Here is a 23,298-nt window from a genome sequence, read left to right on the forward strand (position 1 = left end):
ATATTAGTTACCGGCCTCACCGATACGCTCAGCCTGCTGCAGGTTCTCTTTGGTGATCAGCGTCGGCGGATAGTCGGCCCCGGTGATGGCTTTCTTCTCGCGCACGTTGGCCACCAGCTGGCTCATCGCCGTCTGCACCGCAAAGCCCGGGCGCTGATCCGCCGTTACCGCCAGCCAGCCGTCGCGCACGCGGGCCAGCGCTTCCGGCACCGCATCAAACCCGGTCACGAGGATTTCACCCGGCTTCACGCCCTGGCTCTGCAGCGCTTCAATCGCGCCCAGCGCCATATCGTCGTTGGCGGAGAGGATCACCTGCGGACGTTTCGGCAGCGAAGGCAGAACGCTTTCAACGATGCGCATCCCTTCAGAACGCATCCAGTTGCCGGTCTGATCGGCGACGATCTTGTATTTATCCCCGCCCGCCTTCAGGCTGTCGCGGATCCCTTTGGTGCGTTCAATATTGGAAGAGGAGCCCGGCTGACCGGTGAGGAGAATGATGTCCGCGCCGTTGGGGAATTTGGTTTTAACGAAGTCGCCAACCGCCTGGCCGCCCTTGTAGTTGTTGGCGCCAAAGTGCGGCACTTTCTTCTGGCTGTCGACGGAGCGGTCAAGGGTGACGATCGGCAGCTTCGCATCCTGAATTTCATCCACCGCGCTGGAGACCGCGTTGACGTCGTTCGGGGAGACGATAAAGCCCTGCGCCCCACGGGTGATGGCGTTTTCAAGGTCAGCCACCTGCTTCGGCGAGCTGCCCTGCCCGTCCAGCACCTGAAGCTTCACGCCCATCTCTTTTGCGGCTTTCACCGCCGTGCGCTGCATGTGAACTTCAAACGGCATGGCCAGGTTTGGCGTACTGAAAACGATTTGCTCGTTTTCGGCGAGGGCGGCCCCGGACGTCATGGCGATGAGGGCGGCTACGATCAGTTTTTTCATTATTATGTCTCTCTGTGTAGGGTTGTTGTGTTTAGAGGACGATCTCGCGCTGGCTGCGCAGTGACTCCAGCGCTTTATCCGCAAGGTACAGCGCACGTTCACCATCATCGCCGCTGCAGTCAGGCACCGCTTCGCCGCGCAGGACCGCAACAAAGTGTTCCCATTCCGCGGCGTAAGCGGATTTGTAGCGCTGCAGGAAGAAGTGTTCCGGCAGCGCGCTGGTGCAGCCCTGTTTGCCGTAGTGCTGCACCTGGTTTTCAAGAATGTTGCCCGCGCACAGCAGCCCTTCGGAGCCGTGCAGCTCCAGTCGCTGGTCGTAGCCGTAAGATGAACGGCGGCTGTTGACGATGGTTGCCATCGCGCCGGAGGCGTATTTCAGAACGATAAACGCGGTATCGATATCCCCCGCCTCGCCAATCGCCGGATCCACCAGGTTGCTGCCCTGGGCATACACCGACACCGGCTCTTCGCCCATGATGAAGCGGGCCATGTCAAAGTCATGAATGGTCATATCGCGGAACATGCCGCCGGAGACGCGCACGTACTCCGCAGGCGGCGGAGACGGGTCGCGAGAGATGATCAGCAGCGATTCCGGTTTGCCGATGCGCCCGGCCTGGGCTTCGGTTTTCACGCGGCGAAATTGCGGGTCAAAGCGGCGGTTGAAGCCAATAAACAGCGGTACGTCGTACTCTTTGACTACCTTCAGGCAGTCGCGCACGCGGGCGAGGTCAAGATGTACCGGCTTTTCGCAGAAGATGGCCTTGCCGTGGCGGGCGGCCATTTCAATCAGATCCGCGTGGGTATCGGTGGCGGAGGCAATCAGCACGGCGTGAACGTTAGGGTCGGTCATCGCCTCGTTCAGGCTCTGCTGGCGGGCCTGATACTGCGCGGCGAGACGGGTGGCAAATTCCTGATTCGGGTCAACCACGGACCAGAGCGTGGTCGCGCCGTGGCTGGCGATGTTAGCTGCATGTACCTGGCCAATTCGGCCAGCGCCCAGTAAAGCAATGTTAAACATAACGGCTCCCGGTGTTGGTGAATGCTGTGAACTAACGACCCTATAAATAAAACATTTATTTCATTTTTATAAATAGTGAAAATTATATTTTTGAGTGCGGGTTAACACTTTTGAGATGAATGAGATAAATTTTGTTATCAATCTCACAACATGGAAGGACGTGCGGCAACTCCCCTCACCCCGGCCTTCTCCCCAATGGGGCGAGGGTGAAAAGCGCGCACCAAACTATCCCCTCTCCCCTTTGGGGAGAGGGTTAGGGTGAGGGGAAAATGAAATGAAAATTTCGTTACGAAGAGAAAACTCAATACTGGCGGGCTATTTTCACCTGCGCCTGCGTTTGCTCCGCAGCCTCACGCACGGCAGAAGACTCTGCCACCTGCGCATCACCGGTTCGCCACCACGAGGCGTAGTCGTGGGTCATTGTCTTCGGCAGCACCTTGATGTCCAGCAGCGTCGGGCCCGGATGCGCCCGTGATGCCTCCAGCGCCGCCAGCAGGCTTTGCTCATCGTTCACCCGCCATGCGCGGCAGCCGTAGCTTTCCGCGTTTTGTGCAAAGTCGACCTTCACCAGCGGCCCGTCAAGCCGCCCGGTTTCCGGGTTGCGCCGACGGTTTTCCGTGCCAAAGCTGCCCATGCCGTGCCCCATCTGCAGGTTGTTAATGCAGCCGAAGCTGGCATTATCAAACAGCAGAACGGTGATCTTAATACCCTCCTGAACGGCGGTTTGCAGCTCGGAGTGCAGCATCATGTAGGAGCCATCCCCCACCATGGCGTACACCGGCAGCTCGGGTCTGGCGAGCTTCGCGCCGAGAGCTGCCGCGATCTCGTAGCCCATGCAGGAGTAGCCGTACTCCAGGTGATAGCTGTCCGGCGTTTTGACCTGCCAGAGGCGCTGTAAATCGCCCGGCAGCGAACCGGCCGCGCCCACCACGATGGCGTTATCTTCAGTATGCTGGTTGATCAGCCCCAGCACCCGCGTCTGGGTCAGGCGGGTGTTGAGCGTCTCGCCGTATTCCGCCAGCTGCGCATCCAGGTGCCCCGCCACTTCGGGCGCGTCGTCAGGACGCCACTGGCGATCCCACAGGCGGCGGCACTCGTCGCGCCAGGCGGACTTCGCCTGAGCGATCGCCTCTCCCCAGCCGCTGCGATAATCCCCGAGCGCGTGGGTCAATGCCTGGAGCCCGGTTTGGGCATCGGCAATCAGCGCGGTGGCGTCCAGCTTCAGGGCGTCAAACTCGGCCACGTTCAGCAGCAGAAACTCAACGTCCGGGTGGGAAAAGAGCGCCTTGGAGCCGGTAGTAAAGTCGGTCAGGCGCGTGCCGATGCCGATCACTAAATCCGCCTGCGGTGCGAGCCGGTTGGCGGCCATTCCGCCAGTTACCCCTACGCCGCCCAGGTTAAGTGGGTGGTCACTTACCAGCGCCCCCTTTCCGGCCTGGGTTTCGGCAAACGGCAGCCGCAGCGTCTCGACAAACTCGCGAAACGCCTCATGCGCGCCGGAATAGCGCACGCCGCCGCCGCATACCACCAGCGGACGACGCTTGCGGGCGATCAGCGCCCGCGCCTGCGCCAGACGCTGCGGATCGGGCGGACGACGCTCAATATGGTGCACGCGACGCGCGAAGAAGCTCAGCGGGTAGTCCCAGGCCTCCCCCTGCACGTCCTGCGGCAGACAAATGGTCACCGCGCCGGTATTGGCGGGGTCAGTAAGCGTTCGCATCGCGCTTAGCATCGCGCTCATCAACTGCTCGGGGCGGTTGATGCGGTCCCAGTAGCGGGAGACCGGACGGAAGCAGTCGTTGGTGCTGATGCTGAGATCGTGATACTGCTCGATCTGCTGTAGCACCGGGTCCGGCTGGCGGCTTGCATAGATATCGCCCGGCAGCAGTAAAAGCGGGATACGGTTTGCGGTGGCGGTTGCCGCCGCCGTGACCATATTGGCGGCGCCCGGCCCGACGGAGGAGGTGACGGCAAAAATACGCTGGCGGCGGTGCTGTTTGGCGAATCCCGTCGCCATATGGGCGATACCCTGCTCGTTGCAGCCCTGCATGATGTGCAGATGACCGGGGTCCTGCTCCAGCGCCTGGCCGATACCGAGCACGTTGCCGTGACCAAAGATGGTGGCTACGCCCTCCACGAAGGGCATTTCGTTACCGTCTACGCTGACGTACTGTTGATTGAGGAACCGGACCAGCGCCTGGGCCATGGTCATACGTTCGGTTTGCATAAAACCTCCTGTCAGCCCAGCGTCGGCATGGAGAACGCAGCGCCTGTCTCCTGCTGCATTTCCGGCCAGCGCGCGGTGATGGTTTTCATTCGGGTGTAAAAGCGCACGCCGTCGCTGCCGTGGACGTTGAGCGCGCCAAAAATCGAGCGCTTCCAGCCGCCGAAGCTGTGGAACGCCATCGGCACCGGGATCGGCACGTTGACCCCCACCATGCCCGCCTGCACCTCTTCGCAGAAGCGGCGCGCGCAGCCGCCGTCGCGGGTGAAGATCGCCGAGCCATTACCATATTCATGGCGGTTAATCAGATCCACCGCGCTGGCGTAATCTGCTACGCGCACCACAGAAAGCACCGGACCGAAGATCTCTTCTTTATAGATGGTCATCTCAGGAGTGACGTTATCGAATAGCGTCGGCCCGACGAAGTAGCCCTGCTCGTGGCCCTTCACGCTGAAGCCGCGACCGTCCACGCGCAGTTTTGCTCCCTGCGCTTCCCCGCTGTCGATGTAGCCCAGCACCTTGCTGCGATGCGCGGAGGAGATGAGCGGCCCCATTTCGTTTTCCGGCGACTGGTCCAGGCCCGGCCCGACGCGCAGCGCGGCAATCTGTTTCTCCAGCCGGGCGCAGAGGTCATCGGCGGTTTTATCCCCCACCGCCAGCACCACCGAGAGCGCCATGCAGCGTTCCCCCGCCGCGCCGTAGGCCGCGCCCATGATGGCGTTGGTCGCCATCTCCATGTCGGCGTCCGGCATCAGGATGCCGTGGTTTTTCGCGCCGCCCAGCGCCTGACAGCGCTTACCATGGGCGGACGCGGTCTGGTAAATGTATTCCGCAATCGGCGTGGAGCCGACAAAGCTCACCGCCTGCACGCGCGGGTCGGTCAGGAGCACGTCAACGGACTCTTTATCGCCCTGCACGACGTTGAACACGCCGTCCGGCAGGCCGGCCTCTTTCAGCAATTGCGCCAGCGCGAGCGCCAGAGAAGGATCTTTTTCCGACGGCTTCAGCACGAAGGTGTTGCCGGTCGCCAGCGCAATCGGGAACATCCACATCGGCACCATCGCCGGGAAGTTAAACGGCGTGATCCCGGCGCAGACGCCGAGCGGCTGCATCAGCGAGTGGCTGTCCACGCCCGTGCCGACGTTCGCCGAGTGTTCACCCTTTTGCAGATGCGGAATGCCGCAGGCAAATTCCACCACCTCCAGGCCGCGGGTCAGCTCGCCCACCGCGTCGGAGAAGACCTTGCCGTGCTCTTCGCTGATGATGCGGGCCAGGCGCTCCGTGTTCTCCTCCAGCAGCGCCTTGAAGCGGAACATCACGCGCGCGCGCTTCAGCGGAGCATGTCGCGCCCAGGCCGGAAACGCCTGCTGCGCGGCGGCAATCGCCTGTTCGGTTTCCTGCGCCGTACTCATCACCACCTGGCGGATCTGCTCGCCGGTGGCCGGGTTGAAGATCGCCTGAACGCGCTGGCCTGAACCGGTGACACATTCGCCGTGAATAAAATTCGCTACCGTCTCCATCCTTAACCTCTCGCTGTTGATACGTGACTGTTACCTGAACACTGTGTACTGAACACTATATATGAAACAAATATTCCATTTTAAGTTGAAATAAAATAAATGATGATTATTGTGATCACGGATGGATTTTTATGTTAACAGGCAACAACACTGACGCAGCGTGCGCTATTAAGGAATTTCGGGCGAGGAAATGACTGAAGTTTCTGTTTCATTTTTGCTGCCAGATGGATGGCCGACATTTAAAAGACGCGGTTTTGCGTTTAGAATCATAAGACTGTATTTGGGGGATAAGATGACGACAGCAACCAGCCTGAACGAACTGCAGCAGCAAATCCGCGATCGCTACGATAGCCTGAGCAAGAGGCTGCAGCAGGTCTCCCGCTATGTGCTGGATAACACCAACAGCGTGGCCTTTGATACGGTTGCCGTCATTGCCGAGCGCGCCGACGTGCCGCCTTCGACGCTGATCCGCTTTGCCAACGCCTTTGACTTCACCGGCTTCAACGAAATGAAACAGCTGTTTCGCATGAACCTGGTGGAGGAGACCGCCAGCTACAGCGACCGCGCCCGGCTGTTCCGCGAGATGGAGAGCGAGGCCGTGCCGGAAACGCCGCTCGATATCCTGCAGGAGTTTGCCCGCTCGAACGCCCAGGCGCTGCAGCAGCTGGCCGCCCGCGCCGAGCCGGAGATGCTGGAGCGCGCGGTACAACTGCTGGCCGACGCCGACACCATCTACATCGCCGGACTGCGGCGCTCCTTCAGCGTCGCCGCGTATCTGACCTACGCCCTGAGCCACCTCGAGTGCCGCCCTATCCTGCTCGACGGCATGGGCGGCATGCTGCGCGAGCAGATCAGCCGCATTAAGGCGCGCGACATTGTGGTGTCGATCAGCTTCTCGCCGTACGCGGAAGAGACGGTGATGGTCAGCGAAACCGCCGCCAGCGTTGGCGCGCGGCAGATTGTGATTACGGACAGCCAGATAAGCCCGCTGGCGACGTTCAGCGATCTCTGCTTTGTGGTGAAAGAGGCGCAGGTGGATGCGTTTCGCTCCCAGTCGGCGACGCTGTGCCTGGTGCAGTCGCTGGTGGTGGCGCTAGCGTATCGGCTAGGTGGCGGGGATAAATAGCCCACGGGACCGCTTAACAGGCCGGGTAACATAAAACCGCTACCCGGCATAATCGCTGTTTCAGGAGAACATCCGCCCGATCTTAGCGGTTTCCGATTTCAGGACACTCAGGATAGCTGACCGAAGCGAGGGCATTAAGACGTTGCCCCGTAATCTGTAACACCCGCAGTAAAAGCATAATGCCGCGGCGGGTATCAGGATCGTTGAGCATGGCAAACACCTGCCGAAGCGAAATATCCCCTTCCCGGTTAATTTGCTCTCCCCAGGCCATGCGTAGCGCAGTTCCCCCTTCTCAGCCGACGGTCACGACTCCTTCAAAAACGCCAGCCAGTTTTTCGACCATCGCGTTATCGGTCATTTCCAGCAGGTCTGCGACGACGATACTGGCCCAGAGCCCCATTTGCGCAACGGCCTGAACCCGTCCATTATATTGTCTTGCCGCCGCGTATTGATAAAAATGATCGCCCGCTTCGGCAAGGCCGGGGATTTTTTGTGTAAAAGGTGTTCAGCCGGTAGCAATAACCAGCAGGTCCCAGTCGTAATGTTGCTTACAGGCACCGTACAGTCGACGCTGCTTAAAATCGAAAATTCAATCCTGTCGGTAATAAATTGAATTTCCGGACTCAGTAATTGCCGTTCAGGCCGGGCCAGCTGATGGTGATGGAAGAGATTAAAGGCGACGTACATAAAGGCGGGTTTGTTGTAATGCACCGTTGATTCGGAAATCAGTACCAGCTCTACCTGACCGACAGCAATTTCACGTCGTAATCTTCTGGTCAGCAGGTTGGCAACAATGGTTCCTCCGTGCCGCCGCCGACAATCATTATGCGGTTTTTCATTCCTTTATTCGCTCACGGTAGTGAATGGGAACTCACGTAACCAAACCGCTTCACTGTTATGCTCAGCTAAAGCGTAGTAACTGAGTAATATTCCGCAACATAACCCCTAACAGGAAATTTAATTGTGATAATCCGATCATTATTTATTACGTAGACTACAAAATAGAATTTATATCCCTGGCACGTAGTCTCTTACTGCGGTCTCTTTTCATCACCATTATTCGCCGAAGAGCAGCTTTGTGTACTTTTTAGATAGCGCCCCGGAGCGCTGTCCGTTCGCGCCATAATAGCGATCTTCACGGCACAGTCGTTCCTTCACATCGCAGAAAATACCGTTGGCAAAGGTGAATTCAGTCAGATCGACATTGCTCGACGTGAACACCTCGTTTGCAGCAGCCTTCTTACCGAGATACGTCTCTGTCAACTCGCGGGATAATCCCTTGTCATTGGCGCATACATATCGGTCGCAGAGCACGCCCGATACTGGCGACTTAAGCCTGGCGGGGGTCCTGGCCTGGACGGACATGGCGGACACAGCCAGCAGCGTGGCCACAGAGCATGCGAGTATTGACTTGTTCAAGATGATAATCTCCGTTGGTTAATGACTGTCGGCTTTGCACCGGGCGCTGTGGAACCATTCATAATGAGTGTAATATCCTGGATGGTTCTGAGTTTCAGCAGGAAACGCCCCAGCTTTTTGGTGACCTAACATTCATCGAAAGTTCGGCTCGGAGGCAATTCTAAGGGTACTATCCCGGTGAGTCATGTGATTTTAAGACCTGAACTACTATGCTCTAAACGGAGTGGGCTAGTGGGGCGGATCAGGTCCGGTGTGAGCGAGGTGTGGACGTTATACAATCGTAAATGAAAGATATATAATTTTGACAGATAGAATCTTATGGGTAATTTTATGGCAAATTGTTTATCTATAAACAATGCGGTTGATTTGGCAGTATCGTCAGGCAATAGTGTACAAAGCATAATCAAGACATGGACGAAAATTGAAAGAGTTGTATATATGGCAAAAGAGCTGACAGAAAATGTTCGAGTTTTAATTGAAGCATCAGAGCCTTCTTTACGTTACTGGCATACAGAGCGCACTCCCCATAATCCTCCAGAAGAAGGATTTATTTGCGATAAACATAAAATTACCATCACGTTTCCCAGGTAAACCAATGAGTAATTGAAAACTTCCGGCCTTTCCCTAAATAAATTTGCGATTATGAAGTTTTAACATCCGCTCCTGGCACATAGCAGACTGTCCAGTTGAGAACTCAAAAAAATGAAAGCCATACACCAGAAGAAGTAGCTCATCCTGGAGCCTGGAGCACACATCTCACAAGCGCAAACGACACAGTCCACGGGGATAAAGAGTCACCGGAAAAGCCCTGTTCCGATCTTTCGGGTCCGGCAGAACGCATCTGATCATCGCATGTACCATGTCGAAAATCCGCGCCCCCCTTTTCGCCATTTTTAATGTCCGTTATTTGATCATTTCTGCTGTCCGCATTCCGCCATTTCATCATCACTGTTTGGCGTAGCGCTAACCCTATAATATTACTCACCTTCCCTTTGAAATAAAATCGACAACGGCTATAGATAACCCTACATACAATAAAATGATTTCTGTAGAGTACGCTTCCAGGCTATTAATTCTCTCTATGAGAAAAGCTAGTGGGATACAAAGTAAAACTGCTATTACCTCAAGAATAATAAACAGTTTTATGTTTCTTTTGCGTTCTTTAGCGGGCATCAAGAATGACACTTTTTCACCTTTAACCTTCGAAAAAATTATTAATTCAAACATCCAGCATTCTATTATAAGAATACGATTAATGGCTGAGTTAGGTTCTGAAAATGAAATATTAGGGAGGAGTTTAAAGCGTTATTTTTCATTCCTGCCTAATGCGAACATAGTTATACTAATAGCTCCGATGAATTCTATTAAATCCATTTTTTTGCGTTATTTCCTCTACTCACTATTGCACGCACTAAAAGTGGGTGAAAAGTGAATATTTGTAAACCTTTGTAAGATTAGCACTTGTTCACAACTTATAGTTTTAAAAAGACCCCCTCCTCAACTCCATTTATTTTACAACTACTTATGTTTGTAGGCGGACTATTCAGAGTACACCTGTAAAGAGCGCAACCTTAATCTGACGCTCCGTTCAGCATAAAATGTAAACCGGGTCAGTGTATAACAGTAGCGCCCTTTCAGGGCGAGCGTCACCGCTTCACGGCTCCGATGGTTTGCATGCCCTGAGCCCCGTTTTATACTCTTCTTCATGTATATTCCGCGCCTCGCAAAGTTGCTCTTCACCGTTGATGACGGCTGGATCAGCTTACTTGATTCAAATGGCGACTGCGGCTGGCGGCATATCACTTTTACGATGCCCCACCTGCTGTGGTCGTTTTTTAAGGGGTCCGCCTGGAAAACGTAAAACATCCAACGTTAAGCCTGTTTTTTGAGCTGGCATGACGGGCAGCGAGGAGCGGACGCTGACCTTTCATATTTGTACGATCTACTCTCTGGCCTGATCTGACGTATGCACCACAGATACAGGAACTCATTAGCATGATCGGAGATTGCATATGCTGATATATAACGTTTTTGGACGGCATATTGGCGTTCAACGTAAGCATGATCGGTGGCTGGTATTTCGTGCTGACCTGACGGAGAGAAAGTTTTCTCGGCTCTATGACATCGCTATTCCTGACGATATGACTGAAGGCGAGATTGCCGGCTGGCTGAGTGACATTCTCCATGAAGCCGCAACCGATCGTCATCCAAATGTGGGACGCATCGAATAAGGATTTAATGGATAGCCTTACATTGCGCCCGCTCCAGGCACTAACCTGGCATGATGTTGCCAGCCATGGCCAAAAAAAGCCCGCAATCCGCGGGCTTAGAGATAATTTAGAACCTGTTAGTACCAGACGTTTCCGGTTGGGAAATCATTCCCACTCAATCGTAGCCGGTGGCTTACCGCTGATGTCATACACCACGCGGGAAATACCGTTCACTTCGTTGATGATGCGGTTAGACACGCGGCCTAAGAAGTCATACGGCAGGTGCGCCCAGTGCGCGGTCATGAAGTCGATGGTTTCCACCGCACGCAGGGAAACAACCCAGTCGTACTTACGGCCATCGCCCATTACGCCAACGGAGCGAACCGGCAGGAACACGGTGAACGCCTGGCTTACCTTGTTGTACAGGTCAGCTTTGTGCAGCTCTTCGATGAAGATCGCGTCCGCGCGACGCAGCAGGTCGCAGTACTCTTTCTTCACTTCGCCCAGCACGCGCACGCCCAGACCCGGACCCGGGAACGGGTGACGGTAGAGCATGTCGTACGGCAGACCCAGTTCCAGACCGATCTTACGCACTTCGTCTTTGAACAGCTCGCGCAGCGGTTCAACCAGGCCCATCTTCATCTCTTTCGGCAGACCACCCACGTTGTGGTGAGATTTTATGACGTGCGCTTTACCGGTTGCAGAGGCCGCGGATTCGATCACGTCAGGGTAGATGGTGCCCTGCGCCAGCCACTTCACGTCTTCCAGCTTCAGCGCTTCTTCGTCGAACACTTCAACGAACACGCGGCCGATGATCTTACGTTTCGCTTCCGGATCGTTCTCGCCTTTCAGCGCGTCCAGGAAGCGCTGCTCGCCTTCCACGTGAACGATGTTCAGACCGAAGTGGTCGCCGAACATGTCCATAACCTGCTGGGCTTCGTTGAGACGCAGCAGACCATTGTCCACGAAGACGCAGGTCAGGTTTTTACCGATGGCGCGGTGCAGCAGCATCGCGGTCACGGAGGAGTCCACGCCGCCGGAGAGGCCGAGGATCACTTTGTCATCGCCAACCTGCTGGCGGATACGCTCAACGGCGTCGTCGATGATTTTTGCCGGGGTCCACAGAGCTTCACACTGGCAGATGTCACGCACGAAGCGCTCCAGCATGCGCATACCCTGACGGGTGTGGGTCACTTCCGGGTGGAACTGCACGCCGTAGAAGCGTTTTTCTTCGTTCGCCATGATGGCGAACGGGCAGCTTTCGGTGCTGGCAACGGTCACGAAGTCAGACGGGATGGCGGTGACTTTGTCGCCGTGGCTCATCCACACGTCCAGCAGCGGTTTGCCGTCTGCGGTCAGGGAGTCTTCGATACCGCGCACCAGCGCGCTGTCGGTGACGACTTCTACCTGTGCGTAGCCAAACTCGCGCTCGTTAGAGCCTTCGACGTGGCCGCCCAGCTGCATTGCCATGGTCTGCATACCGTAGCAAACGCCGAATACCGGCACGCCAGCTTCGAACACGTACTGCGGCGCGCGCGGGCTGTTCTCTTCGGTGGTGCTTTCCGGGCCGCCGGACAGGATGATGCCGCTTGGATTGAATTCGCGAATCTGTGCTTCCGTGACATCCCACGCCCACAGTTCACAGTAAACGCCCAGTTCACGCACGCGACGCGCCACCAGCTGAGTGTACTGAGAACCGAAGTCCAGGATGAGAATGCGATGTTTATGAATGTTTTCCGTCATTGACGCTAATTCCGAGGCAAGTGAAACAAAAACAGAGCGCCCGGCAGAAGCCGGGCGCGGAAACTTATCAGGAGCCCAGACGGTAGTTCGGGGACTCTTTGGTGATCGTCACGTCGTGAACGTGGCTTTCCTGGATACCCGCACCGCTGATGCGTACGAATTCCGCTTTGGTACGCAGCAGGTCAATGGTACCACAGCCGGTCAGACCCATACAGGAGCGCAGGCCGCCCATCTGCTGGTGAATGATCTCCTTCAGACGGCCTTTATAGGCAACGCGACCTTCGATACCTTCCGGTACCAGTTTGTCAGCGGCGTTATCGGTCTGGAAGTAACGGTCAGAGGAACCTTTGGACATCGCGCCCAGGGAGCCCATACCGCGGTAAGATTTGTAAGAACGGCCCTGGTAGAGTTCGATTTCACCCGGGGATTCTTCGGTACCGGCCAGCATGGAGCCTACCATTACGGCAGCTGCGCCCGCGGCGATCGCTTTGGCGATGTCGCCAGAGAAGCGGATACCGCCGTCGGCGATAACCGGAATACCGGTGCCTTCCAGCGCTTCAACCGCGTCAGACACAGCGGTGATCTGCGGAACGCCCACGCCGGTGACGATACGGGTAGTACAGATAGAGCCAGGGCCGATACCCACTTTCACCGCGCTGCAGCCAGCGTCAGCCAGCGCGCGAGCGCCTGCGCCAGTGGCCACGTTGCCGCCAATGATCTGCAGGTCAGGGTATTTGGCACGGGTATCACGAATACGCTGCAGAACGCCTTCGGAGTGGCCGTGAGAGGAATCAATCAGCAGGACGTCAACGCCCGCAGCAACCAGCGCGTCAACGCGCTCTTCGTTACCGGCACCTGCGCCAACCGCAGCGCCGACGCGCAGACGGCCATGCTCGTCTTTACAGGCGTTAGGCTTACGTTCTGCTTTCTGGAAATCTTTAACGGTGATCATGCCGCGCAGGTGGAAGCTGCTGTCAACAACCAGCGCTTTTTCAACGCGTTTTTCGTGCATTTTTGCCAGCACCACGTCGCGGGTTTCACCTTCGCGAACGGTAACCAGGCGCTCTTTCGGCGTCATGTACACGCTAACAGGCTGGTTCAGGTCAGTCACGAAACGCACGTCACGACCGGTGATGATACCGACCAGTTCGTTCTCTTCGGTCACAACCGGGTAACCGGCGAAGCCGTTACGTTCGGTCAGTGCTTTCACTTCGTGCAGCGTGGTGGTTGGCAGAACGGTCTGTGGGTCAGACACGATGCCGGATTCATGTTTCTTCACGCGGCGAACTTCTTCCGCCTGACGTTCGATAGACATGTTTTTGTGAATAAAGCCAATGCCACCTTCCTGTGCCAGGGCGATAGCCAGGCGCGCTTCAGTCACGGTGTCCATTGCCGCAGAGAGCATAGGAATGTTCAGGCGAATGGTTTTCGTCAACTGCGTGCTGAGATCGGCAGTATTCGGCAGAACGGTGGAGTGAGCGGGAACGAGGAGGACGTCGTCAAACGTCAGTGCTTCTTTAGCGATACGTAGCATGGGCAATATCTCTGACCTGGGTGGTTAAATATTGCCGTGGCATTATACAGAGCGTAACCGATTGCATCTACACTTTTTTATAAAAAAGCTTGCGATTGCCTCTCAGCAGGTTACTATCGACTGAATAACTTGCTGATTTAGAATTTGATCCCGCTCACATGTTATCCTCTCAATCCCCCTCAATTTATACTGTCAGCCGCCTTAATCAGACGGTGCGTTTGCTGCTTGAGCAGGAAATGGGGCAGGTCTGGATCAGCGGTGAGATCTCTAACTTCACGCAGCCGTCCTCCGGTCACTGGTACTTTACCTTAAAAGACGACACCGCCCAGGTGCGCTGCGCGATGTTCCGCAACAGCAACCGTCGCGTGACGTTTCGTCCTCAGCACGGCCAGCAGGTTCTGGTTCGCGCCAATATCACCCTGTATGAGCCGCGCGGCGATTATCAGATTATCGTCGAGAGCATGCAGCCTGCGGGTGAAGGCCTGCTGCAGCAGAAGTATGAACAGCTAAAAGCCAGACTCTCTGCCGAAGGGCTGTTCGACCAGCAGTACAAAAAGACGCTGCCCTCCCCCGCCCACTGCGTTGGGGTCATCACCTCGAAAACCGGTGCGGCGCTGCACGATATTTTGCACGTGCTGAAGCGTCGCGATCCTTCCCTGCCCGTTATCATCTATCCGACCGCCGTTCAGGGTGACGATGCGCCGGGACAGATAGTTCGCGCCATTGAGCTGGCGAACGCCCGTCAGGAGTGCGACGTATTAATCGTCGGGCGCGGCGGCGGCTCGCTGGAAGATTTATGGAGCTTTAACGACGAGCGCGTGGCGAGGGCAATCTTTGCCAGCCTTATCCCCGTGGTGAGCGCCGTCGGCCACGAAACGGACGTGACGATTGCGGATTTCGTCGCGGATCTGCGTGCACCTACCCCGTCCGCGGCGGCGGAAGTGGTCAGCCGCAACCAGCTGGAACTGCTGCGTCAGATTCAGAACGGTCAGCAGCGCCTTGAGATGGCGATGGACTACTTCCTTGCCAACCGTACCCATCGCTTTACCCAGCTTCATCATCGTCTTCAGCAGCAGCACCCGCAGCTGCGTCTGGCTCGTCAGCAGACCGTGCTTGAGCGCCTGCGTCAGCGCATGAGCGTTGCGGTGGACGCGCAGCTCAAGCGCGCGGTATCGCGCCAGCAGCGCGTAACCCAGCGCCTGAACCAGCAGAACCCGCAGCCGAAAATTTATCGCGCGCAAACGCGGATCCAGCAGCTAGAGTATCGTCTGGCGGAGACAATCCGGGCGCGGCTGAGCACCACACGCGAACGTTTTGGCAATGCGGTGACCCATCTTGAAGCGGTCAGCCCCCTCTCCACGCTGGCGCGCGGCTATAGCGTGACGACGGCGACGGACGGCAAAGTGCTGAAGCAGACCAAACAGGTGAATACCGGCGATGTGCTGACGACGCGTCTTTCAGACGGCTGGGTAGAAAGCGAAGTGAAATCAATTAAACCGGTGAAAAAGACGCGTCAGCGTAAAACCGGATAATTCTTCGCCGGTTACTTACTATACTGCTGCTATTCCCTTTTTTAATAAGGAGAGCAGCATGCCCCATCTTCATAGCGTTATTCCCCCTTATATTCTTCGTCGTATTATCGAAAGCGGCTCCGAACCGCAGCAGCGCTGTGCCCGTCAGACGTTAACTCATGTCCAGACGCTGATGGCCCACATGCCCGGCAAACCCGCCGCGCCGCACGTGAATAAAGCCGGACAGCTGGAGCGCGATATTTACGACGCGAAGCAGACCCAGGAGCTGCCGGGTACCCAGGTGCGTTACGAAGGCCAGCCGTCGAACGGCGATGTGGCGGTGGATGAAGCTTATAACTATTTAGGTATCACCCATGATTTCTTCTGGAAAGAATATCAGCGTGATTCGCTCGATAATAAAGGGCTTATTTTGACCGGCACCGTTCACTATGGCCGGGAATATCAGAACGCCTTCTGGAACGGACAGCAGATGGTATTTGGCGACGGCGACGGGGAAATATTTAACCGCTTTACCATCGCCATCGACGTGGTGGCGCACGAGTTGAGCCACGGCGTGACCGAGACCGAAGCCGGGCTTATCTATTTTGAACAGTCGGGCGCGCTGAACGAGTCTCTGTCGGACGTGTTTGGCTCGCTGGTCAAACAGTACCATCTGAAGCAAACCGCCGATAAAGCTGACTGGCTCATTGGTGAAGGGCTGCTGGCGAAAGGGATCAACGGCAAAGGGCTGCGCTCAATGTCTGAACCCGGCACCGCCTATGACGATCCTCTGCTCGGCAAAGACCCGCAGCCTGCCCACATGAAAGATTTCATTAAAACGCGCGAGGATAACGGCGGCGTGCACCTGAACTCCGGCATCCCCAACCGGGCATTTTATCTGGCCTCGACGGCGATCGGCGGCTACGCCTGGGAAAAAGCGGGTTATGCCTGGTACGACACGGTTTGCGATCGCAAACTGGCGCAGGATGCGGATTTTGAGGCCTTCGCAAAACTGACGATCGCGCACGGAGAGAAACGCTCCGGCAGCGACGCTGGTGCGGCCATTAAACAAGCCTGGGAACAGGTGGGAGTGTTGTAAATGCAGGTTCCGGAACTGACGGATGACGCCGTGGTTGAGCTGGCCCGGGAAGGCGGCGTCGCTTTTATTCCCAAGCTGAGCGGACAGCGCACCATCGCGCTCTCCTCGCTCAATGATGCCCAGCGCCAGCGCCTGGTGAGCATCCTGGAGCAGGCTTTTCCACGCGGCCAGCCGCCCGGGCAAGCCTCTTCACCCGGCAGCGGCGACCAGCGCTATTTCCGCATCCAGATTATCTGGACCGGGCAAAATCAGGCGCACTATGCCGATATCATCGTGCTGGTGCCCGAGCAGGAAGCGCCCGAGTCGCTGGTCGAGCTGTGGAAGAAAGGCGAAGGCTGCGTCTGCGATTAACCTTCGGCCCGAACAAACTCCACGCGTTTTTTAGAGATAAGGCCGTGGCCGTTCTGGCAGAAATAGTCCACCGCCCCGCAGGCCTTTAATACCTGGAGTGGCTGATGACATTCCGGGCAGCGGGCTTCAAGCGCAATGTCTTTATTACAGCTGTCGCAGTGCGCTACCCCGTTCAGGGGCTCCAGCGGTGCCTGGCATTCCGGGCAGGTAATCGTCATGGTGACTCCTTTAAAGCGTTCAGGTCTGCGGTAATTTTACCACGTTACGTTCAGTGCGGGCCACGCAGCTGCTGTTGTAACGTCAGCAGCAGCGTTACTTCCTCTATCCTGCGGCGCGTTGTGCGGCTCACCTCTTGCGGATCCCGTTCAAACAGGCTGTTGGCACCCAGGATATGCTCTGCAAGACAGTGCTCGTAGATCGTACCGGGGATTTCCCAGCATTGTCGCGTGTTGCCATTTATCAGCTCCAGTACATCTTCAGCACCGCGCCGGTCGTAGCTGATGGTCCGCCCGTCGCGCAACCAGAGCCGTAAGCCTTTTTGCCCGCCCGCGGGTCCCGCGTATTTGTTAAGCCAGATATCCACCGGCACGCCGCTGATGCTTCCCTGAAGATGCGCCTCGCCTTCCGCCGTGGTCAGGTCGCCTTTTGCGATATCGCGACCCAGGCGGTCTTTAGCCGTGACGACCCGCAGCGTCATCTCATCATTCCCGCCCAGATAGCGCACCGTTTCGCGCAGCATCGCCAGCACGTGCGTACCGATATCCAGAATCACTCCATCAGGGTGGAGAAGCGTACGCGCGTCCGGCTCGCCCGTGGCAAAGTTAAGCGCGATGGGCTCCCCTGCAGCGTTATATCCGCTCGGCTCCTGCAAAAAACCGTCGATTTTGACGATGTCAGAGATGCTGCCTACAAGCGACCGCTTCACCGTTTCGATGCGCGCCATCCAGTGATCGAGCGCCAGCAAGCGGGAGGCGGCGTCGGGGTTCGCCAGCAGCGCGTTGAGTTTTTCTATTTGGGGAAGCGTGGCGACAATCGGTTTTTCAACCACGATGCGGGAAACCGATGAGGCGAGAGCGTGTTCAAGCACCTCAAGATGGTGCAGCGACGCCGTGGTAATAAACAGGGTATCAAGCGGCTGGGAGAGGAGTTCAGCCAGTGTGGCACAGCGCGTTACGCCCTCCGGCTGTTTTACGGGCTGGATATCAAAACCCAGACAGTGAGGGAGATTATCAAAGCATTTTCGTATTGTGGGCAGGTAAGCTGTTTCAACGACTGCGCCAAGACCAACAAACCCTAACAGCATGTTCTTACCTCGTTGAGTAAATTGCCGGGGCATAACGCCGCCCCGGCAAGATCGAGGTTTATGAGGCGTTAGCTGCCGGTTTAGTCTGCGCATTTTCCAGCATGCGGCGCACCGGAACAATGAGGACGATCAGTACCGCGGCACAGATCAGCAGCGCGATGGAGCAGCGAGCAAAGAGATCCGGCAGCATATCCAGCTGATCGGCCTTCACGTGGCCGCCGATCAGGCCCGCCGCCAGGTTACCCAGTGCGCTGGCGCAGAACCACAGCCCCATCATCTGGCCGCGCATTCTTTCCGGCGCAAGCAGCGTCATGGTCGCCAGGCCAATCGGACTCAGGCACAGTTCGCCGAGCGTCAGCATCAGGATGCTGCCCACCAGCCAGAACGGCGATACGCCCGCTCCACCGCTGCTCAGCACGTTCTGTGCCGCCAGCATCATCAGGCCAAAGCCCGCCGCCGCACACAGAATACCGATAACAAACTTGGTGATGCTGCTCGGGCGAATGTTTTTGCTCGCGAGCTTCGGCCATGCCCAGCTAAACACCGGTGCCAGCAGGATGATGAACAGGGCGTTAATCGACTGGAACCACACCGCCGGGATTTCAAAATCGCCAATCATGCGGTTAGTGTAGTCGTTGGCAAAAAGGTTGAATGAGGTTGGCTTTTGTTCGAACGCGGACCAGAAGAACGCCGCGGAGATCAGCAGAATAAAGCAGACCAGCAGCCTGGCGCGCTCTTTACGGTTCAGCCCTGCAAAAACAAACAGATAAATGAAGTAGAGGGCTACGGACGCCGCAATCACGTAGACCAGCACGCTGGCTACCGCGACCGGGTTAATCACAATCACGCCCTGCGCAATCAGCGTCACGATCGTTGCCACGCCTGCTGCCAGCGCCAGCAGCCAAACGCCCACGCCGTTACGCTTCACCACCGGGTTGTTCCAGGTGGAGTCGAGGCCGACTTCGCCGTCATAGCGTTTCATCGCCGGAACGGCAAACACGCGGAAGATAATCAGCGCCACCAGCATCCCGATGCCGCCAATACCAAAGCCCCAGTGCCAGCCGTGGGTTTTGATCAGCCAGCCGGAAATCAGCGGCGCGATGAACGAGCCCATGTTGATGCCCATATAGAACAGCGAGAAACCGCCGTCACGACGCGCGTCGCCTTTTTTATACAGGGTGCCGACCATCACCGAGATACAGGTCTTAAACAACCCGGAGCCAAGCACGATGAACATCAGGCCGATAAAGAACAGGTTGTTCCCCATCACCGCAGAGAGCGCGATCGACAGGTGTCCGAGCGCAATCAGGATCGAACCGTACCAGACGGCTCTCTGCTGACCGAGCCAGTTATCGGCCAGCCAGCCGCCCGGCAGCGCGGCCAGGTACATGGTACCGGCAAAGATACCGACAATCGCCGAGGCGTTTTCACGCGCCAGGCCCATCCCGCCGTCATAGACGGTGGCGGCCATAAACAGGATCAGTAACGGACGAATGCCGTAAAACGAGAAACGCTCCCACATCTCGGTGAAGAACAGGGAACCGAGCGGATACGGATGGCCGAAGAACGTTCGGCTCTCTTTTTGATTAACAGTGGATTGCATAATTCTCCCGAAAAGTATGTCGTCGTGCTTGTAAACACCAGCAGGTACGCCGGCCAGTTACGTATCTGGCCGATTTTTTACATGCGGCGAAAAGTTAGTTAACCATTTGATAACCAGGCGCTAGTTTTGTCTAGTACCGGACCCTGGACTTTAAGATGAAAATTCGACGATTGTCTACTTTCTTAGATTTAAACTTGGTTAAAAGTGAATAGTGATTGACTTCACACAGAGAAAACCGGCTGTATGATTGGGCAAAAAAAACCCGCGATAAACGCGGGCTTTCGTGAAGCAGGCAAAGCTTATTTGCTTTTCTTAATGTGCTTAATCAAACGCTTACGCTTACGCATCTGGTTTGGCGTCAGGGTGTTGCGCTTGTTGGCAAACGGGTTTTCCCCTTCCTTAAACTGGATACGGATAGGCGTGCCCATTACGTCCAGCGATTTACGGAAGTAGTTCATCAGATAGCGCTTGTAGGAATCCGGCAGGTCTTTCACCTGGTTGCCGTGAATTACTACGATTGGCGGGTTATAACCACCGGCGTGGGCATATTTCAGCTTCACGCGACGGCCGCGCACCAGCGGCGGCTGATGGTCTTCTGCAGCCATGTTCATGATGCGGGTCAGCATCGCGGTGCTCTGACGACGGGTGGAGCTGTCATACGCTTCACGTACGGATTCGAACAGGTTACCCACGCCGCTGCCGTGCAGCGCAGAGATGAAGTGCACGCGGGCGAAGTCGATAAAGCCCAGACGGAAGTCGAGGGTCTCTTTCACCTGCTCGCGCACTTCATTGCTCAGGCCATCCCACTTGTTGACCACGATAACCAGTGAGCGCCCACTATTGAGGATAAAGCCGAGCAGAGAGAGATCCTGATCGGAGATACCTTCGCGTGCGTCGATGACCAGCAGCACTACGTTGGCATCTTCGATCGCCTGCAGGGTTTTGATAACCGAGAATTTTTCCACCACATCGGTGATTTTCCCGCGCTTACGCACCCCGGCGGTGTCGATGAGGACATACTCGCGCTCGTCGCGCTGCATAGGAATGTAGATACTGTCACGGGTGGTGCCCGGCATGTCGTAAACGACCACGCGCTCTTCACCCAGAATACGGTTAGTAAGCGTAGACTTACCTACGTTTGGACGACCCACGATAGCCAGCTTGATCGGCAGATCCTGCGGGTTGAAGTCGTCTTCAGGCTCTTCTTCGCCCTCTTCTCCGTCTTCGAACTGCGCCCAGTATTCAGCGTCTTCGTCGACTTCTTCCGGCGGGTTCACTTCATCAACCCACGGCAGCAGAACGGTTTCCAGCAGGCTGGTCACGCCACGGCCATGCGATGCCGCAATCGGGTAGATTTCACCCAGGCCCAGAGACCAGAAATCCGCGACGGCCTGATCGGCATCGATGCCGTCAGTTTTGTTCGCCACCAGGAAGGTCGGCTTTTCGCGTGAACGCAGGTGTTTGGCAATAGCGGAGTCCGCCGGCATCAGGCCAGCGCGCGCATCCACCATAAACAGCACCACATCCGCTTCTTCAATCGCCAGCAGCGACTGTTCCGCCATGCGGGTTTCGACGCCGTCTTCTGTGCCGTCAATACCACCGGTATCAATACAGATGAACTCGCGTCCTTCCACCTCTGCACGACCGTACTTACGGTCACGCGTCAGCCCCGGGAAATCCGCAACCAGCGCATCACGGGTGCGTGTTAAACGGTTAAAAAGAGTGGATTTTCCAACGTTAGGGCGCCCGACAAGCGCGACCACAGGTACCATGTTTGAAGCCTCATAAAATTCAAAATAACGTCGCTTTCGCGGCGTTTTTAAAAATGTCAAAACGGCTCCTGAGTGAACAGGAGCCGTTTAGTATACTACAACCGCCGGGTAATTAACGCGTGATCGCGTACAGCGTGCCGTCTTTTGCCTGAATCAGCAGTTTGCCGTCGGCCACAACCGGATCGGTCAGGAAGCCAGAGCTGTCGACTTTTTGCTGTGCAACAAAGCGGCCGTTATCCGGATCGATCCAGTGCATATACCCTTCGCTGTCGCCAACCACCAGGCTACCGTTGTACAGCGCAGGCGCGGTCAGTAGACGGTGCAGCAGATCGCTTTGCGTCCACAGCGTGACGCCGCCTTCGGTGCTCAGCGCCAGCAGACGGTCGTTCTGATCGACCATATAGATGCGGTTGCCCTCAACGATGAAATCGTTCACAGAACCCAGCTCACGTTTCCACATGATCTGGCCGCTGCGCAGATCCAGCGCGGTCAGGTTGCCATTATAGGCCAGCGCGTAAACCACACCGTTAACGATGACCGGCGTTGTGTCTACGTCGCTCAGACGGTCAATTTCCGTTGAGCCAGTGGCCTGAGAGATACGCTGCTGCCAGATCATCTGGCCCTGCTGCATCAGCACTGCGCTCACGCGACCGTTGTCACCGCCCACAATGGCAGCACCAAATGCGGTAGCCGGTGCGGATTCGCCGCGCAGAGAAAGCGCAGGCATATCCAGGTTAACGGTCCATTTCACCAGACCGTCAGCTTCGTTCAGCGCCTGCAGCTGGCCGTTGCTGGTATGAATCAGCACCAGACCGTCGCTTACTACCGGACGAGACAGGGATTCACCTGCTACGGTTGTTTGCCAGGCAATAGAACCGTCGCTGCTGTTCAGCGCATAAACCTGCGCTTTTTCGCTGCCCACGTAGACATGGCCACCGGCAACGGTCAGACCGCCAGACAGCAGTGCAGGTTTACGGGAGAACCAGCCGTCTTTTTCCGCCAGGTTAACGGACCATACTTCTTTCCCGTCATCGGCGTTCACCGCTTTCACGGTACCTTTGCGGTCAGCGGCAAAGACAACGCTGTCTGCATACGCCGGATGAAGGTTGGAATAGAAATCACCAATCCCATTGCCCACGGAGACATCCCACGCGGTGGATGGGGTAAACTGGTTTTCAACCGTCGGCAGTGGGGACATTTTCACAACGTCTTCTTCGCCACTGAACAGTGAACAACCACTCAATAACGTAACAGAAAGCAGTCCTGGCAGAAGTAATTTACGCAATTGCATCGGGTCCCTCTCAGACGGACAAATTATTTATTTTCATCTGCATCATTTCGCTCAGCGCAGGTGAAGCATTGCTCTCTACGCCAGCTTGCCACGCTTTACGCGCGCCCGCTTTGTCACCTTTGCTCAGCAGTGCTTCACCGCGCAGATCGGCAACGATGGCAGCAAAACCTTCGCCTTTGATGGTATCGAGCGTTTTCAGCGCATCGTCAGCTTTCTTCTGCTGAACCTGAATACGTGCCAGGCGCAGATTGATCACCGCTTTCAGGTTCTCATCGCTGGCCGCAGCAAGGCTCTGCGAGAGCTGTGCAGCGGCTTTATCCAGTTCGTTCTTATCAACGTACTGCTGAGCCACTTCCAGCGCAGCCAGTGCACCGTAGGTGTTTTTGTTGTCAGCCGCAAATTTTTCTGCCGCAGTCAGCGTTTGCGGCTGATCGGCACGAATTGCGCTAACGGTAGTTTCATAAGACAGTGACGCGCCGCGCGCGGAATCCGCCTGATGATTGTTCCAGTAACGCCAGCCCACCAGCGCACCGACACCTAAAATAACCCCAACAACCAGCGCTTTGCCGTTTTCAACAAAGAAGCGTTTAATCGCGTCGACCTGATCGTGTTCGTTCTCGTAAATTTCCACGCAGTCCTTC

The 23,298-nt window shown here is 56.3% G+C and carries 20 protein-coding genes; 6 read left to right on the forward strand and 14 right to left on the reverse strand.

Annotation, left to right across the window (positions count from 1 at the left end):
* Positions 1–3: 3 nt before the first annotated feature.
* From ACJ69_RS12605 to ACJ69_RS12620, 4 genes are all read right to left on the reverse strand, one after another.
* On the reverse strand, positions 4–933 hold the full coding sequence (locus ACJ69_RS12605; protein WP_023333011.1) for a sugar ABC transporter substrate-binding protein: 930 nt from the start codon (positions 931–933) through the stop codon (positions 4–6).
* Between the two features lie 31 nt (positions 934–964).
* The gene (gene iolG / locus ACJ69_RS12610; RefSeq protein ID WP_059347133.1) at positions 965–1,951 is read right to left on the reverse strand and encodes an inositol 2-dehydrogenase; all 987 of its coding nucleotides are present in this window, start codon (positions 1,949–1,951) and stop codon (positions 965–967) included.
* A gap of 301 nt (positions 1,952–2,252) precedes the next feature.
* Positions 2,253–4,178 carry a 3D-(3,5/4)-trihydroxycyclohexane-1,2-dione acylhydrolase (decyclizing) gene (iolD, locus tag ACJ69_RS12615; protein ID WP_059347134.1) on the reverse strand — a complete coding sequence of 642 codons (1,926 nt, stop codon included), beginning with the start codon at positions 4,176–4,178 and terminating at the stop codon, positions 2,253–2,255.
* A gap of 11 nt (positions 4,179–4,189) precedes the next feature.
* Positions 4,190–5,695: a CoA-acylating methylmalonate-semialdehyde dehydrogenase gene (locus ACJ69_RS12620; RefSeq protein WP_054830333.1), complete on the reverse strand. Its 1,506-nt coding sequence runs from the start codon at positions 5,693–5,695 to the stop codon at positions 4,190–4,192.
* A 292-nt stretch (positions 5,696–5,987) separates the two neighbouring features.
* Between ACJ69_RS12620 and ACJ69_RS12625 the strand changes: the two genes are divergently transcribed.
* Positions 5,988–6,821 carry a MurR/RpiR family transcriptional regulator gene (locus ACJ69_RS12625; protein ID WP_023344667.1) on the forward strand — a complete coding sequence of 278 codons (834 nt, stop codon included), beginning with the start codon at positions 5,988–5,990 and terminating at the stop codon, positions 6,819–6,821.
* A gap of 82 nt (positions 6,822–6,903) precedes the next feature.
* Here ACJ69_RS12625 and ACJ69_RS24940 read toward each other — a convergent pair whose 3' ends face one another.
* Positions 6,904–7,092: a helical membrane plugin domain-containing protein gene (locus tag ACJ69_RS24940; RefSeq protein ID WP_052194023.1), complete on the reverse strand. Its 189-nt coding sequence runs from the start codon at positions 7,090–7,092 to the stop codon at positions 6,904–6,906.
* A 785-nt stretch (positions 7,093–7,877) separates the two neighbouring features.
* Complete coding sequence (locus tag ACJ69_RS12635; RefSeq protein WP_232248693.1) at positions 7,878–8,213, reverse strand: YcgJ family protein; 336 nt, start codon at positions 8,211–8,213, stop codon at positions 7,878–7,880.
* 357 nt (positions 8,214–8,570) lie between these two features.
* On the opposite strand from ACJ69_RS12635, the gene ACJ69_RS25300 reads away from it, so the two are divergent.
* Positions 8,571–8,831 (forward strand): hypothetical protein, encoded by a 261-nt coding sequence (locus tag ACJ69_RS25300; RefSeq protein WP_155616780.1) that lies wholly within the window; start codon positions 8,571–8,573, stop codon positions 8,829–8,831.
* A 1,421-nt stretch (positions 8,832–10,252) separates the two neighbouring features.
* Positions 10,253–10,471: a DUF7661 family protein gene (locus tag ACJ69_RS12645; RefSeq protein ID WP_054829688.1), complete on the forward strand. Its 219-nt coding sequence runs from the start codon at positions 10,253–10,255 to the stop codon at positions 10,469–10,471.
* A 144-nt stretch (positions 10,472–10,615) separates the two neighbouring features.
* On the opposite strand, the gene guaA is transcribed toward ACJ69_RS12645, so the two are convergent.
* Positions 10,616–12,193 (reverse strand): glutamine-hydrolyzing GMP synthase, encoded by a 1,578-nt coding sequence (gene guaA, locus ACJ69_RS12650; RefSeq protein ID WP_006811514.1) that lies wholly within the window; start codon positions 12,191–12,193, stop codon positions 10,616–10,618.
* A 67-nt stretch (positions 12,194–12,260) separates the two neighbouring features.
* The gene (gene guaB / locus ACJ69_RS12655) at positions 12,261–13,727 is read right to left on the reverse strand and encodes an IMP dehydrogenase (protein ID WP_023333022.1); all 1,467 of its coding nucleotides are present in this window, start codon (positions 13,725–13,727) and stop codon (positions 12,261–12,263) included.
* Between the two features lie 158 nt (positions 13,728–13,885).
* Here guaB and xseA point away from each other — a divergent pair, with 158 nt between their 5' ends.
* From xseA to ACJ69_RS12670, 3 genes are read left to right on the forward strand one after another with little or no spacing between them, the layout of a single operon-like run.
* Positions 13,886–15,259: an exodeoxyribonuclease VII large subunit gene (gene xseA, locus ACJ69_RS12660; RefSeq protein ID WP_059347136.1), complete on the forward strand. Its 1,374-nt coding sequence runs from the start codon at positions 13,886–13,888 to the stop codon at positions 15,257–15,259.
* Positions 15,260–15,317: 58 nt separating this feature from the next.
* On the forward strand, positions 15,318–16,337 hold the full coding sequence (locus ACJ69_RS12665) for a M4 family metallopeptidase (protein ID WP_059347137.1): 1,020 nt from the start codon (positions 15,318–15,320) through the stop codon (positions 16,335–16,337).
* Positions 16,338–16,688 carry a protealysin inhibitor emfourin gene (locus tag ACJ69_RS12670; RefSeq protein ID WP_054829689.1) on the forward strand — a complete coding sequence of 117 codons (351 nt, stop codon included), beginning with the start codon at positions 16,338–16,340 and terminating at the stop codon, positions 16,686–16,688.
* Here ACJ69_RS12670 and ACJ69_RS12675 read toward each other — a convergent pair.
* The 6 genes from ACJ69_RS12675 to ACJ69_RS12700 all read right to left on the reverse strand — a co-directional run bounded on the left by ACJ69_RS12675 (position 16,685) and on the right by ACJ69_RS12700 (position 23,288).
* Complete coding sequence (locus ACJ69_RS12675; protein ID WP_029741663.1) at positions 16,685–16,906, reverse strand: zinc ribbon domain-containing protein; 222 nt, start codon at positions 16,904–16,906, stop codon at positions 16,685–16,687. The genes ACJ69_RS12670 and ACJ69_RS12675 overlap by 4 nt on opposite strands.
* A gap of 50 nt (positions 16,907–16,956) precedes the next feature.
* Complete coding sequence (locus tag ACJ69_RS12680) at positions 16,957–17,991, reverse strand: Gfo/Idh/MocA family oxidoreductase (RefSeq protein WP_059347138.1); 1,035 nt, start codon at positions 17,989–17,991, stop codon at positions 16,957–16,959.
* A gap of 58 nt (positions 17,992–18,049) precedes the next feature.
* The gene (locus ACJ69_RS12685; RefSeq protein ID WP_059347139.1) at positions 18,050–19,594 is read right to left on the reverse strand and encodes a peptide MFS transporter; all 1,545 of its coding nucleotides are present in this window, start codon (positions 19,592–19,594) and stop codon (positions 18,050–18,052) included.
* A 299-nt stretch (positions 19,595–19,893) separates the two neighbouring features.
* Positions 19,894–21,366, reverse strand: a complete 1,473-nt coding sequence (der, locus tag ACJ69_RS12690) for a ribosome biogenesis GTPase Der (RefSeq protein WP_023308811.1) — start codon at positions 21,364–21,366, stop codon at positions 19,894–19,896.
* Between the two features lie 112 nt (positions 21,367–21,478).
* Positions 21,479–22,657 carry an outer membrane protein assembly factor BamB gene (bamB, locus tag ACJ69_RS12695; RefSeq protein WP_054829690.1) on the reverse strand — a complete coding sequence of 393 codons (1,179 nt, stop codon included), beginning with the start codon at positions 22,655–22,657 and terminating at the stop codon, positions 21,479–21,481.
* Between the two features lie 10 nt (positions 22,658–22,667).
* On the reverse strand, positions 22,668–23,288 hold the full coding sequence (locus tag ACJ69_RS12700) for a YfgM family protein (protein ID WP_048976611.1): 621 nt from the start codon (positions 23,286–23,288) through the stop codon (positions 22,668–22,670).
* Between the last annotated feature and the right edge of the window lie 10 nt (positions 23,289–23,298).

The sequence above is a fragment of the Enterobacter asburiae genome, from assembly GCF_001521715.1.
Taxonomy (GTDB): domain Bacteria; phylum Pseudomonadota; class Gammaproteobacteria; order Enterobacterales; family Enterobacteriaceae; genus Enterobacter; species Enterobacter asburiae.

Bases quoted from the DNA above. Each gene is read 5' to 3' on its own strand.
- iolG (WP_059347133.1), bottom strand. From the start codon at position 1,951: ATGTTTAACATTGCTTTACTGGGCGCTGGCCGAATTGGCCAGGTACAT.
- ACJ69_RS12605 (WP_023333011.1), bottom strand. From the start codon at position 933: ATGAAAAAACTGATCGTAGCCGCCCTCATCGCCATGACGTCCGGGGCC.
- ACJ69_RS25300 (WP_155616780.1), top strand. From the start codon at position 8,571: ATGGCAAATTGTTTATCTATAAACAATGCGGTTGATTTGGCAGTATCG.
- ACJ69_RS12680 (WP_059347138.1), bottom strand. From the start codon at position 17,991: ATGCTGTTAGGGTTTGTTGGTCTTGGCGCAGTCGTTGAAACAGCTTAC.
- ACJ69_RS12665 (WP_059347137.1), top strand. From the start codon at position 15,318: ATGCCCCATCTTCATAGCGTTATTCCCCCTTATATTCTTCGTCGTATT.
- ACJ69_RS12675 (WP_029741663.1), bottom strand. From the start codon at position 16,906: ATGACGATTACCTGCCCGGAATGCCAGGCACCGCTGGAGCCCCTGAAC.
- ACJ69_RS12685 (WP_059347139.1), bottom strand. From the start codon at position 19,594: ATGCAATCCACTGTTAATCAAAAAGAGAGCCGAACGTTCTTCGGCCAT.
- ACJ69_RS12620 (WP_054830333.1), bottom strand. From the start codon at position 5,695: ATGGAGACGGTAGCGAATTTTATTCACGGCGAATGTGTCACCGGTTCA.
- ACJ69_RS12670 (WP_054829689.1), top strand. From the start codon at position 16,338: ATGCAGGTTCCGGAACTGACGGATGACGCCGTGGTTGAGCTGGCCCGG.
- ACJ69_RS24940 (WP_052194023.1), bottom strand. From the start codon at position 7,092: ATGGCCTGGGGAGAGCAAATTAACCGGGAAGGGGATATTTCGCTTCGG.
- ACJ69_RS12625 (WP_023344667.1), top strand. From the start codon at position 5,988: ATGACGACAGCAACCAGCCTGAACGAACTGCAGCAGCAAATCCGCGAT.
- ACJ69_RS12645 (WP_054829688.1), top strand. From the start codon at position 10,253: ATGCTGATATATAACGTTTTTGGACGGCATATTGGCGTTCAACGTAAG.
- bamB (WP_054829690.1), bottom strand. From the start codon at position 22,657: ATGCAATTGCGTAAATTACTTCTGCCAGGACTGCTTTCTGTTACGTTA.
- der (WP_023308811.1), bottom strand. From the start codon at position 21,366: ATGGTACCTGTGGTCGCGCTTGTCGGGCGCCCTAACGTTGGAAAATCC.
- guaA (WP_006811514.1), bottom strand. From the start codon at position 12,193: ATGACGGAAAACATTCATAAACATCGCATTCTCATCCTGGACTTCGGT.
- iolD (WP_059347134.1), bottom strand. From the start codon at position 4,178: ATGCAAACCGAACGTATGACCATGGCCCAGGCGCTGGTCCGGTTCCTC.
- xseA (WP_059347136.1), top strand. From the start codon at position 13,886: ATGTTATCCTCTCAATCCCCCTCAATTTATACTGTCAGCCGCCTTAAT.
- guaB (WP_023333022.1), bottom strand. From the start codon at position 13,727: ATGCTACGTATCGCTAAAGAAGCACTGACGTTTGACGACGTCCTCCTC.